General features: G+C 69.1%; 14 protein-coding genes. 6 read left to right on the forward strand and 8 right to left on the reverse strand.

All coding sequences use genetic code 11. The features are described 5' to 3' along the window. Positions 1–575 (forward strand): EcsC family protein (locus tag NHG85_RS07790; RefSeq protein WP_253331317.1); only part of this gene is annotated, 575 nt, incomplete at its 5' end. Here the strand turns inward: NHG85_RS07790 and arsH are convergent. From arsH to NHG85_RS07815, 5 genes are all read right to left on the reverse strand, one after another. After that, positions 572–1279 carry an arsenical resistance protein ArsH gene (gene arsH, locus NHG85_RS07795; protein ID WP_253331319.1) on the reverse strand — a complete coding sequence of 236 codons (708 nt, stop codon included), beginning with the start codon at positions 1277–1279 and terminating at the stop codon, positions 572–574. The genes NHG85_RS07790 and arsH overlap by 4 nt on opposite strands. A 61-nt stretch (positions 1280–1340) precedes the next feature. Next, positions 1341–3596: a phosphoenolpyruvate--protein phosphotransferase gene (locus tag NHG85_RS07800; RefSeq protein WP_253331321.1), complete on the reverse strand. Its 2256-nt coding sequence runs from the start codon at positions 3594–3596 to the stop codon at positions 1341–1343. Between the two features lie 43 nt (positions 3597–3639). Beyond that, positions 3640–4878 (reverse strand): aspartate kinase, encoded by a 1239-nt coding sequence (locus tag NHG85_RS07805; protein ID WP_253331323.1) that lies wholly within the window; start codon positions 4876–4878, stop codon positions 3640–3642. Between the two features lie 96 nt (positions 4879–4974). Then, positions 4975–5397 carry a DUF1178 family protein gene (locus NHG85_RS07810; RefSeq protein WP_253331325.1) on the reverse strand — a complete coding sequence of 141 codons (423 nt, stop codon included), beginning with the start codon at positions 5395–5397 and terminating at the stop codon, positions 4975–4977. A gap of 70 nt (positions 5398–5467) precedes the next feature. After that, positions 5468–5947, reverse strand: a complete 480-nt coding sequence (locus NHG85_RS07815) for an NUDIX hydrolase (RefSeq protein WP_253331327.1) — start codon at positions 5945–5947, stop codon at positions 5468–5470. 150 nt (positions 5948–6097) lie between these two features. On the opposite strand from NHG85_RS07815, the gene NHG85_RS07820 reads away from it, so the two are divergent. The 4 genes from NHG85_RS07820 (at position 6098) to modC (ending at position 9836) form a co-directional block, all read left to right on the forward strand. After that, positions 6098–7222 (forward strand): arginase family protein, encoded by a 1125-nt coding sequence (locus NHG85_RS07820; RefSeq protein WP_253331328.1) that lies wholly within the window; start codon positions 6098–6100, stop codon positions 7220–7222. 63 nt (positions 7223–7285) lie between these two features. Continuing rightward, positions 7286–8086, forward strand: coding sequence for a molybdate ABC transporter substrate-binding protein (gene modA, locus NHG85_RS07825; protein ID WP_253331330.1), 801 nt, complete (start codon positions 7286–7288; stop codon positions 8084–8086). Next, on the forward strand, positions 8083–8775 hold the full coding sequence (gene modB / locus NHG85_RS07830; protein WP_253331332.1) for a molybdate ABC transporter permease subunit: 693 nt from the start codon (positions 8083–8085) through the stop codon (positions 8773–8775). Before modA ends, modB begins: the two co-directional genes overlap by 4 nt. Further along, entirely contained in the window at positions 8772–9836 is a 1065-nt protein-coding gene (gene modC / locus NHG85_RS07835; protein ID WP_253331339.1) for a molybdenum ABC transporter ATP-binding protein, read from the forward strand. The genes modB and modC overlap by 4 nt, the downstream gene beginning before the upstream one ends. Positions 9837–9891: 55 nt before the next feature. Here modC and NHG85_RS07840 read toward each other — a convergent pair whose 3' ends face one another. Then, entirely contained in the window at positions 9892–10161 is a 270-nt protein-coding gene (locus NHG85_RS07840) for a DksA/TraR family C4-type zinc finger protein (protein ID WP_253331334.1), read from the reverse strand. Positions 10162–10285: 124 nt separating this feature from the next. Continuing rightward, the gene (nhaC, locus tag NHG85_RS07845; RefSeq protein ID WP_253331336.1) at positions 10286–11794 is read right to left on the reverse strand and encodes a Na+/H+ antiporter NhaC; all 1509 of its coding nucleotides are present in this window, start codon (positions 11792–11794) and stop codon (positions 10286–10288) included. Positions 11795–12048: 254 nt separating this feature from the next. On the opposite strand from nhaC, the gene yghU reads away from it, so the two are divergent. Continuing rightward, on the forward strand, positions 12049–12915 hold the full coding sequence (gene yghU, locus NHG85_RS07850; RefSeq protein ID WP_253331337.1) for a glutathione-dependent disulfide-bond oxidoreductase: 867 nt from the start codon (positions 12049–12051) through the stop codon (positions 12913–12915). 60 nt (positions 12916–12975) lie between these two features. Here yghU and NHG85_RS07855 read toward each other — a convergent pair. Continuing rightward, positions 12976–13898 (reverse strand): lytic murein transglycosylase (locus NHG85_RS07855; protein WP_253331338.1); only part of this gene is annotated, 923 nt, incomplete at its 5' end.

Consider the following 13898-nt stretch of genomic DNA (forward strand, 5'->3'; position numbering starts at 1 on the left):
GGACGCGGGCGCCCGGCAACGGGGCAGGCGCGCTGGAGGCGGCCTTCGGCAGCGACAGGGCGGCGCGGGTGATGGCGACGCTCTCGGGCGCGTTGGGTGGCATCGGCGGGCTGACCACGGCCATGGCCGAACTGCCGGTCGCCACCACCATGATCTTTCGCGCGGTGCAGCGCGTGGCCGAGGCCAATGGGGAGGATCCGCTCAGCGAGGAGACCCGCGCGGAGTGCCTGCGCGTCTTTGGCGCGGGCGGGCCGGGGGGCGAGGATGACGGTATCGACACCGCCTTTCTCGGCGCGCGGCTGGGGCTGTCGGGCGTCGCGGTGAACCGGCTCATCTCGCGCATCGCGCCGCGTTTTGCCACCGTGCTGGGCCAGAAGCTCGCCGGGCAGGCGGTGCCGATCCTCGGGGCCGCCGCCGGGGCGGGCACGAACTACGCCTTCATCGACTACTACGTCGAGGTGGCGTATGTGCATTTCGGCCTGCGGCGGCTGGCGCGGCTGCACGGCGAGGACCGGGTACTGGAGGCGTTCCATGCCGAGCTCGACCGCCACCGCATGCCGGTGCGCCGCAGCTAGATCCGGCCCGTGTTGACCCGCTTCGACAGCGCCTCGTGGCTTTCGACGCGTTCGGAGTAGCGATCGGTGAGCGCAGGCCGGCCGCGTGTCATCAGGGTGAACTTCACCAGCTCCTCCATCACGTCGACGATGCGGTTGTAATAGGGCGAGGGCTTCATCCGGCCCGCCTCGTCGAACTCGTCCCAGGCCTTGGCGACCGAGGACTGGTTGGGAATCGTCACCATCCGCATCCAGCGGCCCAGCACCCGCATCTGGTTCAGGGCGTTGAAGCTCTGCGAGCCGCCGCAGACCTGGGTCAGGGCGAGCGTCTTGCCCTGGGTCGGGCGCACGCCGCCCAGCGACAACGGGATCCAGTCGATCTGCGCCTTGAGAATGCCGGTCATCGCGCCGTGCCGCTCGGGGCTCGACCACACCATGCCCTCGGACCAGTTCGCCAGCTCGCGCAGCTCGGCCACCTTGGGGTGATCGGCAGGCGCGCCGTCGGGCAGGGGCAGGCCGGCGGGATCGAAATGCCGCACCTCGGCGCCCAGATGCGTCAGCAGCCGCCCCGCTTCCTGCGCCACGAAGCGCGAGAAGGAGCGCTCGCGCAAGCTGCCATGGAGGATCAGGATGCGCGGGGCGTGTCCCGGATCGCCCGGCGCGACATAGAGCGCGGGGTCGATCGGCGGCAGGCGGTCGAGATCGAGATTCGGCAGGTCGGACATGAACCCTCTCCTCATTTCCAATATTCTTGATATATGGAAATGAGAGAGGCGGTTCAAGCCGTCACATCAGCCAGCCCTGCGAGGTCAGCCATTTCGTCACGCTCGGGCGGACCGAGGCGGCGCCGCCGCCGCGGGCCTCGTCGATCACGCCGCGCAGCGCCGTGAGGTTGCAATGCCGGATCAGGTGCTTGACCGGCCCGACCGAGGCGGGGCGCATCGACAGCATCCGAAAGCCCAGCGCGGCGAGGCAGAGCGCCTCCATCGGCCGGCCCGCATCCTCGCCGCAGAACGAGATCGGCGTGCCCGCCTGCCGCGCGCGACCCAAGATGTGATCGAGAAAGCCCAGAAAGCTCACGTCGAGCGTGTCGTAGCGCCGGCGCACGCGCTCGTTCTCGCGGTCGGCGGCGAAGAAGAACTGCTTGAGGTCATTGCCCCCGACCGACAGGAAGTCGACCGCCTCGAAGAAGGCGTCCGGCGCATAGGCGAGGCTCGGGGTTTCGAGCATCGCGCCGACCTCGACGGTTTCGGGCACCGGGTGGCCGAGGATGCGCTCGCGCTCCATCGCCTTGTCGAACTCCGCCCGCGCGGCGTGGAATTCGGCCGGCAGCGCGATGAAGGGAAACATTACCGCCAGCGGACGGCCATTGGCGGCGCGGATCAGCGCCTGCAACTGCATCCTGAGCACGCCCGGCTTGTCGAGCCCGACCCGCACCGCGCGCCAGCCCATGGCCGGGTTCGGCTCGTCATTGGGCTTCATGTAGCTCAGCACCTTGTCCGAGCCGATGTCGAGCGTGCGAAAGGCGACGCGCCGCCCGTCGGCGGAATCCATCACCCGCGCATAGAGCTTCGACAACTCGGCCCGCTTGGGCATCTTGTTGCGGATGAGGAACTGCAACTCGGTGCGAAACAGCCCCACGCCCTCGGCGCCCGACCCCTTGAGCGAGGGCAGGTCGGCCATCAGCCCGGCGTTCATGTGCAGCGACACGGTGGTGCCGCACAGCGCCGTGGCCTTGAGGTCGCGGATCGAGGCATAGCGTTCGAGCGCACGCGCCTGCATCGCGATCTTGTCGCGAAAGGCGGTCTTGACCGTTTCCTCGGGCCGCAGATGCGCCACGCCCTGATCGCCGTCGACGAGGATCACGTCGCCGTTGAGCGCCTCTTGCGTGACGTTCTTGGCATGGATCACCAGCGGGATGGCCCAGGCCCGCGCCACGATCGCGGCGTGGCTGCCGACCGAGCCCTCCTCGAGCACGATGCCCTTGAGCTTCTTGCCGTATTCCAGAAGCTCGCCGGGGCCGATGTTGCGTGCCACGAGCACCGGGTCGTCGGGCATGTCGGCGCCGGTATCGCGGCCCTGACCGGTGAGGATGCGCAGCAGCCGGTTCGACAGGTCGTCGAGATCCGACAGCCGCTCGCGCATGTAGTGATCGCCCGAGCGGTTCATCCGGCTGCGCGCCAGAGACTGCTCCTTTTCGACCGCGGCCTCGGCCGAGAGCCCGCTTTCGATGTCCTCCTCCATGCGCCGCATCCAGCTGCGCGAATTGGCGAACATGCGGTAGGTCTCGAGCACCTGCACCTGGTCGGCATTGACGCTGGTCGCGCCTGAGAGCATCTCGTCGACGGTGACGCGCAGCTCGTCCACGGCGGCGCGCAGGCGGGCGCGCTCGGCCACGGGGTCGTCGGCGATCGGGTTGGTGACGACGACCCGCGGCTCATGCAGCCAGACATGGCCCTCCGCGGCCCCCTCCTGGCCCGAGGCGCCGCGGAACATCACCGCCTGCTGGTGGCGCGCCGAGAGCGCGGCGCCGGTATCGACGAAGGCGCCGAGCTCGGTCATCTCGGCCAGCACCATCGCCACCACTTCGAGGGCATAGATCTCGTCAGGGGTGAATTGCCGCGCGTCGCGCGATTGCACGACCAGCACGCCCAGAGGCTCGCCCAGCCGCTGGATCGGCACGCCGCAGAAACTCGAATACCGCTCTTCGCCGGTTTCGGGCATGTAGCGGAAACCGGCCTCGGAGGGCGCATCGGCGGTGTTGACCACCTGGCGCGTGCGCGCGGTGCGCCCGACGAGCCCCTCGCCCAGCCGCATCCGCGTCTGATGCACGGCCTCGGGCATCAAGCCTTCGGTCGCGCAAAGCTCCAGCGTCTCGGCGTCGCGAAACAGGTAGATCGAGCAGACCTCGGTCTTCATCGAGCTGGCGATGAGGCTGACGATGCTGTCGAGCCGGGCCTGCCCGGCGCCGCCCTCGGCCATGACCGCCGAGAGCCGGCCCAGGAGCTTGCGGCTTTCCGTTTCTACCAATCGATCGGCCATCGCCGCCCTTTCACCGCCGGGCCCCGGGGGGGTGCGATCCCGGTCAGGCGGCCTTGTCCAGCCCGAAGGCATCATGGAGGGCCTGCACGGCGAGTTCCATGTATTTCCGGTCGATCAGCACCGAAATCTTGATCTCGGAGGTGGTGATGACCTTGATGTTGACGCCCTCGGCGGACAGCGCCTTGAACATGTCGGCAGCGACGCCGGTGTGGCTGCGCATGCCGATGCCCACGACCGAGACCTTGGCCACGCCCGTGTCGGTCACCAGATCGTTGAAACGGATGTCGCCGCGCTCGCGCGCCGCCTCGACCGCCTTTTCGGCCCGCATCACCTGATCGTTGGGGCAGGAGAAGGTCATGTCGGTGCGACCTTCCTCGGAGATGTTCTGGACGATCATGTCCACGTTCACCCCCGCATCGGCCAGCGCGCCGAAGATCGCCGAGGCGATGCCGGGCCGGTCGGCCACGGAGATGAGCGTCATCTTGGCCTCGTCGCGCGAATAGGCGACACCGGCGACCACGTTGCTTTCCATGATTTCCTCCTCGTCGCAGACGAGCGTTCCGGCCTCGTCGGACTGTTCCTCGAAGCTCGACAGCACGCGCAGCTTCACCTTGTAACGCATCGCCAGCTCGACCGAGCGGGTCTGCAGCACCTTGGCCCCGAGCGAGGCCAGCTCCAGCATCTCCTCGAAGGCGATCCGGTCGAGCTTGCGCGCCTTTTCGCAGATCCGCGGGTCGGTGGTGTAGATCCCGTCCACGTCGGTGTAGATGTCGCAGCGCTCGGCCTCGAAGGCCGCGGCGAAGGCCACGGCCGTGGTGTCCGAACCACCGCGTCCCAGCGTGGTGATCCGGCCCTCGGGGCTGACGCCCTGGAACCCGGCGATCACGGCGACCTTCATGCCCTCGGCAAACTTGGCGCGAATGTTCTCGGGCGGGATGTCGAGTATGCGGGCCGCGCCATGGGCGGAGGTGGTCTGCACCGGCACCTGCCAGCCCTGCCAGCTGCGCGCGGGCACGTCCATCTCCTGCAGCCGCAGCGCCATCAGCCCGGCGGTGACGTTCTCGCCCGAGGAGGTGACGGCGTCGTATTCGCGCGCGTCGTACATGGGCGACGTCTCGTTCACCCAGCCGACCAGCTCGTTGGTCTTGCCGGCCATGGCCGATACGATCACGATCACCTCGTGACCCTTGGCCACCTCGACGGCCACGCGTTTCGCGGCCCGGTGGATCCGGTCGAGCGTGGCGACCGAGGTGCCGCCGAATTTCATCACCAGGACCGACATGTCTCTCCCCGCGCAGATTTCGGCGTCTCCATAGCGGCGGGGCGACGCGAGGGCAATGCGCGACCGTGCATCTGTGGCAAAGGCGCCGCGATCGGTTCAGTTGGCGCGGCGTTTGGGCCCGAAGGGCAGGGGAGTCACCGGCACGCCCTCCTCGATCAGGCGACGCGCCTCCTCGGGGCGGGCCTCGCCGTGGATCGCGCGCTCGGGCGCCTTGCCCTCGTGCATGGCGCGCGCCTCCCTTGCGAAGGCGTCGCCGACATAGTCCGAGGTCGCCTCGACCTTGCGCCTGAGTTCGGCCATCGCCTTTTCCAGCGGGGTGCCGGGCTCGGAGAGCCTGCGCGCGGGGGCCTTGACGTTTTCGCTCACGGAGGGCGACATCAGCGCCTTGCGCACCTCCGCGGCCCCGCAGACCGCGCAGGACAGCTGCCCCGCGCGCTCCAGCGCGTCATAGGCGCCGGCGGAGGCGAACCAGCTGTCGAAGGCATGGCCGTTCTTGCAGGTGAGGTCGTAGCGGATCATCGGCACGGGTCCCGGTGGCGGATGGTATCGAGATAGGCGCTCGGACGGACCGGTGCAAAGCCCCCGCGCTTCACGAGACCGCGGGCTGTGACGCAGGCTCGGACGCAGGCATCCGCGGCAGGGGCTGAAAGCCGAGCAGCATCCGGCTCAGTTCCGGCGCGTCGAGCTTGGCCGCCGCGCGGGCGGGCGAGAACCACTTGCGCCGCCTCTGTGCGCGTTCGGGCCAATCGTCGAGCGCCTCCTCGACCCGCAGCGGAAAGACCATCGCGAAATGCGGCACGCCGGATTTCGCGTAGGACCACACGCCGAGGCAGCGATCCTCGGGCCGGCCCAGCAGCCCCGCTTCCTCGCGCGCCTCGATGGCCGCGGCCTGGGCGGGCGTGACGCCATCCATCGGCCAGCCCTTGGGCAGGATCCAGCGGCCCCGCCCGCGGCTGGTGACGAGGCAGACCTCGAAGCCATCATCGGCCATGCGCCAGGGCAGCGCCGCGAACTGCGTGCGCGCGAGACGCTGGTGCCTCTTGGCGATGCGGAGCGGAAGCTGGATCATGCGGTCCCGAGGTCGTTCACATTCGTCGTTCGCGTTCAGAGCGAAATCGCATGAGCGCGCCCGGGCTGGCAAGAGCAGGGCGCGCGCTATCTGCGCCATGGTGGCAAGGAGGCCGCGCTTGCGAAAGCGGCGGCGGGGGAAGGGAGAGGCATGACCGAAACCGCGCGCTTCATCGGGTCGGAGATCTACCGCGGGTCGAGCTACGGCGACTGGCACCCCTTGCGGGTGCCGCGCGTCTCCACGGTGATGGACCTTGCCCGCGCGCTGTGCTGGTTGCCGGCGGAGGCCTATATCCGCAGCCCGCGCGCCCGGCCCGCCGCGCTGCATGCCTTTCACACGCCGAAGTATGTCTCCGCCCTGCTGGCCGCGGAGGAGACGCAGGCGGTCAGCCCGCAGATCCGCGCGCGGCATCACCTCGGCACGCCGGCCAACCCGGTCTTCGCCGAGATGTACCGCCGCCCGGCGACCGGGGTGGGGGGCGCGCTGCTCGCGGGCGAGCTTTTGCGCCATGGCGGGCGGCTGCATCTGCCGGGCGGCGGCACGCATCACGGCCTGCCCGACCGGGCCAACGGGTTTTGCTATCTCAACGATCCGGTCTTCGCGATCCTGTCGCTGAAGGCGCATGGCGCGCGGCGCGTCGCCTATGTCGATATCGACGCGCATCATTGCGACGGGGTCGAGGCGGGCTTTGCGCGCGATCCCGAGACGCTGCTCGTCTCGACCCACGAGGAGAACCGCTGGCCGCGCAGCGGGGCGGTGGAGGACGAAGGGGCGGGGCAGGTCTTCAACCTGCCGATCCCTTCGGGCGCGGGCGACGACGCGATGGCGCTGGCGCGCGACCGTGTGATCCTTCCCGCCGTCGCTGCCTTTCGCCCCGATGCCATCGTGCTGCAATGCGGGGCCGATGCGCTGCTCGAGGATCCGCAATCGCGGCTGGCCATGTCGGGCCATGCGCATCTGGGCGTTCTGCGCGCGCTGCTGACGCTGGCGCCGCGCTTCGTGTTGATGGGCGGTGGCGGCTACAACCCATGGGGCGTCGGGCGGCTTTGGACGGCGGCCTGGGGCGTGCTTTCGGGGCGCGAGATCCCCGACCGGCTGCCGGGCCCCGCGCAGGCGGTGCTGCGCGGGCTGGAGTGGCATGGGCAGAAGCGGGTGAAGGTGCCGCCGGAGGCCTGGCTGACCTCGCTCGTCGATCCGCCCCGTCCGGGGGCCATTCCCGACATCTTGCGCGCGCGCGTCGCGGCGCTCGAAGCACGGCTGGCCGCCTGGGTCTGAGGCACGCTCTTGCGGTGCGGGGCCGCGGGATGCGACAGACACGGGCAAGACACGAGGTGGACGATGCTTGTGAAACCCTTGCTCGCGGCGCTGATGCTGGCGCTCGCCCCCTCGGGCGCGGCGCGGGCCGAGATCCTGACCTTCGCGGCGGCGAGCCTCGGCGGCCCGCTCGATCGCGCGGTCGAGGCTTGGGAGGCGCAGGGTGGCGCGGCGGTGACCGTCTCCTATGCGGGCAGCTCGGCGCTGGCGCGGCAGATCATGGCGGGCGCGCCGGCCGATCTCTTCATCTCCGCCAACGAGGATTGGATGGAGGAGGTGGCGCGGGCCGGGCTGATCGAGACCGAGAGCCGCCGCGATATACTTGGCAATGCCCTCGTTCTGATCGCCGCCGACGCGGAGGCGCCAGAGGCCGAGATCGGTCCCGGTCTCGATCTCGCGACACGTCTGGGGTCGGGGCGCCTGGCCATGGCGCTCGTCGATGCGGTGCCCGCCGGGCAATATGGCCGGGCGGCGCTGGAGGGCCTCGGGCTGTGGGACGGCATCGCGCCGCGCGTCGCGCAGGCCGAGAACGTGCGCGCGGCGCTGGCCTTGGTGGCGAGCGGCGCTGCGCCTTACGGCATCGTCTATGCCACCGACGCGGCCGAGGAGCCGCGAGTGAAGGTGGTCGGCCGCTTTGCCGCCGAAAGCCACCCGCCGATCCGCTACCCGGCGGCGCTCGTGGCCGGGGCGGACCCGGAGGCTGCGGGGTTCCTCGATTTCCTCTCGGGGCCCGAGGCGGGGGCGATCTTCGAGGGGGCGGGGTTCATCTTGCCCGAAGCCGACCTGCCTGCGCCCGACCTTCCTCAAACGGGGCCTTCCGAATGACCGACTGGCTCGGCCCCGAGGAGTGGCAGGCGGTGCGGCTCTCGCTCAAGGTATCGGCCACCGCCGTCGCCGTGAGCCTGCCGCTGGGGCTTTTATGCGCATTGGCGCTGGCCAAAGGCCGGTTTCCGGGGCGCCAGCTGCTCAACGGGCTGGTGCATCTGCCGCTGATCCTGCCCCCCGTTGTGACGGGCTACCTGCTGCTTGTCGTCTTTTCTCGGCAGGGACCAATCGGCTCAGTGCTCGAACCCTTGGGCGTCAGCTTCGCCTTTCGCTGGACCGGGGCTGCACTGGCGGCGGCGATCATGGCCTTTCCGCTGATGGTGCGCCCCATGCGGCTTGCGTTCGAGGCGGTGCCGCCCGCGCTGGAGCAGGCGGCGGCGACGCTGGGGGCCTCGCGCCTGCGGGTCTTCGTAACCGTGACGCTGCCGCTCGCATTGCCGGGGGTGGTGGCGGGTGCGATCCTCGCCTTTGCCAAGGCGATGGGCGAATTCGGCGCGACAATCACCTTCGTGTCCAACATCCCCGGCGAGACCCGGACCGTGCCGACGGCGATCTACGCATTTCTGCAGATGCCGGGCGGCGAGGGGGCCGCGCTGCGGCTGGTCGCGGTTTCGGTGGCGCTGGCCATGGGGGCGCTTCTGATCTCCGAATGGCTGTCGCGCCGGATCGCGCGGCGGGTGGCGGCATGATCGAAGTGCATGTGAAAAAGCGGCTTGGCGGCTTCGATCTCGACGCCGATTTCGCAGCACCACCCGGCGTGATCGCGCTGTTCGGCAAATCGGGCTCGGGCAAGACCAGCGTGATCAACGCTGTGGCGGGGCTGATGCGCCCCGAGGCGGGGCGGATCGAGATCGACGGGACGCTGCTCTTTGACCGTACGCGGCGCATCGACGTGCCCGTGCACCGCCGCCGGATCGGCTACGTGTTTCAGGATGCGCGGCTGTTTCCGCATATGAGCGTGGCAAAGAATCTCGCCTATGGCGGCAGCCATGAGCGCGACCGGGTGATCGAGATGCTCGGCCTGTCGGAGCTGCTCGACCGCCGCCCCGCCGCGCTGTCGGGCGGGGAAAAGCAGCGCGTGGCGATCGGGCGGGCGCTGATGAGCCATCCGCGCCTTCTGCTGATGGACGAGCCGCTTTCGGCGCTCGATGCCGCGCGCAAGGCCGAGATCCTGCCTTGGCTGGAGCGGCTGCGCGACGAGGCGGGGCTGCCGATCCTCTATGTCAGCCACGCGGCTTCCGAGGTCGCGCGTCTTGCCACCACGGTGGTGGTGATGGAGGCGGGGCGCGTGGGGCGCGTGGGCGCGGTGGCCGAGGTGCTGTCCGACCCGGCGGCGGTGGGCATGATCGGCGCGCAGGAGGCGGGGGCCGTGGTGCGCGCGCGCATCGCGGGGCTCGACCGGATCGACGGGCTGACCGAGCTTGCGCTCTCGGGCGGGCGGATCGTCCTGCCCGGACGGCTGGGCGGCATCGGTACGCATCTGCGGCTGCGCATCTCGGCGCAGGATGTGATCCTCGCGCGCGAAAAGCCGGAAGGGCTCAGTGCGCTCAACATCCTGCCGGCCGAGGTGACGGCGCTCGACGAAGGGCCCGAGGGCGTGGCGGTGGGGCTGGCCTGCGGCGCGGACCGGCTGCTCGCCCGCGTCACCCGCCGTTCGGCCCGCGCGCTCAGGCTGGAGCCGGGGCTGCGGCTCTGGGCGATCGTCAAGGCCAGCGCGGTCGCCCCTGACGATGTGGGCGGCGCCGCCTGAAGCGGCACTCTTTCCGGTTCATCTTTCTTCAAATACGCAATCGCGACGCTTGCCGTCAGCGCAGCTGGCTGTCCTTGGAGCCGCGCCGGTTGAAGCCGCCGCGCATCTGCGGCCGGGCGTCGCGCCCTTGCTGGCACTCGATGCAGAGCTTCACCCCCGGGATCGCGGCGCGGCGTTTCTCGGGGATCTCCTCGTCGCATTCCGCGCAATGGGTGGCGCTTTCGCCCACGGGGCCGCGCCGGGCCTGCATGCGCTTGAGCTCATCGTTGATCGAGGCCTCGATCTGTTCTTCCACCGCGCCGTCGCGCGCCCAACCTCCGGCCATGTGATGTCCTTTCCGCTCGGCTTTCCCCTTCGAGATAGTGACGCGCCCGCGCCAACCAACCCCGCCGAACGCGAAACGCCCCGCCGGTGGGGGCGGGGCGTTGCTTGTGGCAAGGCTTGACCGATCAGATCGGCGTGGCTTCCTTGGCAGGGCCGGGATCGCCGAGGTGATCGTGATCCGTGAGATCCATGATGTCCTCATTGTCGTTGGCCCAGTTGGCGCGGTCCTTGTCCGAGGCCGCGGGCGAGAACAGCCCGGTGACGGCGTAGAACACGCCGATCACCGGCGCGGTCCAGCAGGCGAAGGCCAGCGGGATGTAGAGCAGGTTCTCGAGATTGCCGTCCATGATGCCGAGGCCCAGCGCGGTGATGACGAAGGCGCCACCGGCGTTCCACGGGATCAGCGGGCTCATCAGCGTACCGCCTTCCTCGACGGCGCGGCTGAGGTTGAGCGTCGAGTAGCCCATGCCGCGATAGAGCGGGGCATACATCCGGCCCGGCAGGGCGATCGAGATGTAGGGGTCGCCCGCCACCACGTTGGTCGCGAAGGCGGTGAAGATGGCCGAGGACTGCACCGCGGCAAAGCTCTTCACCTTGTTGACGATCGACAGGATGATCGATTCGAGACAGCCGGTGCGCTCCAGCGCGCCGCCGAAGCCCAAGGCGATCAGCATGAGCGAGATCGTCCACATCATCGACTGGATGCCGCCCTTGTTCAGCAGCGCGTCGATATCGGCGATGCCGGTGTCGATCGAATAGCCCGACTGCGCGAAGGTGAAGACGTCATGCAGACCGACACCCTGCTGGAAGATCGCGATCACGCCACCCAGCAGCACGCCCGCGAAGAGCGAGGGCAGCGGCGGCTGGCGAAACAGCGCCAGGCCGATCACGAGCAGCGCCGGGGTCAGCGGAATGAGCCCGAGGGCGAAATCCTGCTCCAGCCGGGCGGTGATCTGGGTGATCGCCTGCAGCGAGGTGTCTGCCGGTTCGATCAGCCCGTAGCCCGCCACGATGTAGACGCCCAGAGCGATCAGCATCGCGGGCACCGTGGTCGGCAGCATGTTCTGGATGTGGTCGAAGATGTTCACGCCGGTCACGGCGGGGGCGAGGTTGGTGGTGTCCGACAGCGGCGAGATCTTGTCGCCGAAGAAGGCACCCGAGACGATCGCGCCCGCGGTCCAGTACATCGGGATGCCGAAGCCCGCGCCGATGCCCATCAAGGCCACGCCGATGGTGCCGACGGTACCCCAGGAGGTGCCCAGCGACAGCGAGACGACCGCGCAGAGGATCATCGCCGCGGCGAGGAAGATCGAGGGGTTGAGCAGCGTCAGCCCGTAGTAGATCAGCGTCGGCACGGTGCCCGAGGCGATCCAGACGCCGATGATCATGCCGACCACGATCAGCACGGAAAGCGAGGGCAGCGAGACGTGGATGACGTGGAACACGCCTTCGCGGATGTCGGTCCATTTCTGGCCGCGCAGCACGCCCAGAAGGCCGGTGATTGCGAGGCCGATCACCAGCGGGATATGCGGCGTGAAGTCGCCGAAATAGAAGAGCTGCAGGGCCAGAAGGCCCAGTGTCAGCACGACCGGCAGCAGGGCCAGTCCGAGGGAAGGCAGGTTTCTATCGGTCACGTGGGAGCGTTCTCCTGACTGTTTCAACGCGCGGCTTATGGGGGAACTAGCGGAGAATTGCCACCGGGGTAGAGGATTTTGGGCTGAAAACCGACCTGAACGCAGGCTCATGGAACCGTCGATGCGCAGGATTTTGGGCAGATCGGGCAGTCGTGCGGGAAAGCGCACCGGAATGTGCAGGGTCTGTCCCTCGACAGCTGCGCCTTCGGGGGACATCTAACGGGGCAACACGTCACAAGCACAGGACCGCCGAGATGAAGGACAACGTCGACTACACCCCGCCCAAGGTCTGGAAATGGAACACCGAGAACGGTGGCCAGTTCGCCAAGACCAACCGCCCCATCGCCGGGGCGACGCATGACAAGGCGCTGCCCGAGGGCGAGCATCCGTTCCAGCTCTATTCGATGGCCACGCCCAACGGGGTGAAGGTCACGGTGCTGTTCGAAGAGCTGCTGGAGGCCGGGCACGAGGGCGCTGAATACGACGCCTGGCTCATCAATATCGGCGATGGCGACCAGTTCGGCTCGGGCTTCGTGGAGATCAACCCGAACTCCAAGATCCCCGCGCTGCTCGACCGCAGCGGTGACACGCCGCAGCGCGTGTTCGAATCGGGCGCGATCCTGCTGCATCTGGCCGAAAAGTTCGGGGCCTTCCTGCCCAAGGATCCCGGCCAGCGCACCGAGGCGCTGAGCTGGCTGTTCTGGCAGATGGGCAGCGCGCCCTATCTCGGCGGCGGCTTCGGGCATTTCTATGCCTATGCGCCCGAAAAGTTCGAATACCCGATCGACCGTTTCACCATGGAGACCAAGCGCCAGCTCGACGTGCTCGACCGGCATCTGGCCGAGAAGGACTACATGGCGGGCGAATATTCGATCGCCGATATCGCGATCTGGTCGTGGTACGGGCAGCTCGTTCTGGGCCGGCTCTACGACGCGGCCGAGTTCCTCGACGTGGAGAGCTACACCCATGTGATGCGCTGGGCCAAGGCGATCGACGCGCGCCCGGCGGTGCAGCGGGGCCGCATGGTCAACCGCTCCTTCGGCGATCCGGCGCTGCAGCTGCACGAGCGGCATTCGGCCGAGGATTTCGAGACCAGGACGCAAGACAAGATCGGCGGCTGAGGCCGCCTTCCTGTCCGACATCGGGCCGGTGCCTCAGGGCACCGGACTTTTTCATGGGGATCAGCGGAGGAGCGCCGCCTTCATCGCGCTGTCGGGAAAGCAGGTCGGAGCCTGCCCCGTGGCCTGCTGCCAGCGGCCGATGGAGCGGCGGGTCTTGAAGCCCGCGAGCCCGTCCGCCCCCCCGACGTCGTGGCCCATCGCCTCCAGCGCGCGCTGCATCGCCGCCACATCCGAGCGCATCAGCCCGCCGACAGCCCCCCAGCGCCCGACGAAATCGCCCGAGCCGTAAGCGATCCTGTCGCCGACATGACCGACGAAGAGCGCGTAGAGATCGCTCATGTTGTAGTCCTTGAGCACGTAGAAGTTCGGCGTGACGATGAAGGCCGGGCCATGCCGCCCGGCGGGCATCAGCAGGAAGCCTTCGGCGCGGGCCTCGTGCGCTGGGAAGGGGCGGCCGGAGACGCGGGTGATCCCCATCGCGGCCCAATCGCGGATCGCGCGGCCTTGGTCGGGGCCTTCGAACGCGCAGGACACGGAGCCCGGCACCTTCACCTCGAAACCCCAGTCGCGCCCCGCGACCCAGCCATGCCGCGCGAGGTAGGTGCCGATCGAGGCGATGGTGTCGGCCTCCGAGCGCCAGATGTCGGCCCGCCCGTCGCCGTCGCCGTCGGCGGCATGGGCGAGGAAGCTCGACGGCATGAACTGCGGCTGGCCCAGCGCGCCGGCCCAGCTCGATTTCATCGCCCGCGGCGCGACATGCCCGGCCTGCGCGATGCGCAGCGCGGCCAGAAGCTCGGTGGTGAAGTAATCGGCGCGGCGGTCCATGAATCCCTTGGTGCCCAGCACGCGAAAGGCGTCGTGCGGGATCGCGGCGCGGCCATAGGCGCTCTCGCGGCCCCAGATCGCGAGGATGATGTGGTCGGGCACGCCGGTCGCCCGCTCCACGCGCGACAGGGCGCCCGCGTGGCGCGCGGCCATCTGCC

It is taken from the genome of Limimaricola litoreus (assembly GCF_024159025.1).
Classification (GTDB): domain Bacteria; phylum Pseudomonadota; class Alphaproteobacteria; order Rhodobacterales; family Rhodobacteraceae; genus Limimaricola; species Limimaricola litoreus.

Coding starts and splice junctions, on each gene's coding strand:
- arsH (WP_253331319.1), bottom strand. CDS start 1,279: ATGTCCGACCTGCCGAATCTCGATCTCGACCGCCTGCCGCCGATCGAC.
- NHG85_RS07800 (WP_253331321.1), bottom strand. CDS start 3,596: ATGGCCGATCGATTGGTAGAAACGGAAAGCCGCAAGCTCCTGGGCCGG.
- NHG85_RS07805 (WP_253331323.1), bottom strand. CDS start 4,878: ATGTCGGTCCTGGTGATGAAATTCGGCGGCACCTCGGTCGCCACGCTC.
- NHG85_RS07810 (WP_253331325.1), bottom strand. CDS start 5,397: ATGATCCGCTACGACCTCACCTGCAAGAACGGCCATGCCTTCGACAGC.
- NHG85_RS07815 (WP_253331327.1), bottom strand. CDS start 5,947: ATGATCCAGCTTCCGCTCCGCATCGCCAAGAGGCACCAGCGTCTCGCG.
- NHG85_RS07820 (WP_253331328.1), top strand. CDS start 6,098: ATGACCGAAACCGCGCGCTTCATCGGGTCGGAGATCTACCGCGGGTCG.
- modA (WP_253331330.1), top strand. CDS start 7,286: ATGCTTGTGAAACCCTTGCTCGCGGCGCTGATGCTGGCGCTCGCCCCC.
- modB (WP_253331332.1), top strand. CDS start 8,083: ATGACCGACTGGCTCGGCCCCGAGGAGTGGCAGGCGGTGCGGCTCTCG.
- modC (WP_253331339.1), top strand. CDS start 8,772: ATGATCGAAGTGCATGTGAAAAAGCGGCTTGGCGGCTTCGATCTCGAC.
- NHG85_RS07840 (WP_253331334.1), bottom strand. CDS start 10,161: ATGGCCGGAGGTTGGGCGCGCGACGGCGCGGTGGAAGAACAGATCGAG.
- yghU (WP_253331337.1), top strand. CDS start 12,049: ATGAAGGACAACGTCGACTACACCCCGCCCAAGGTCTGGAAATGGAAC.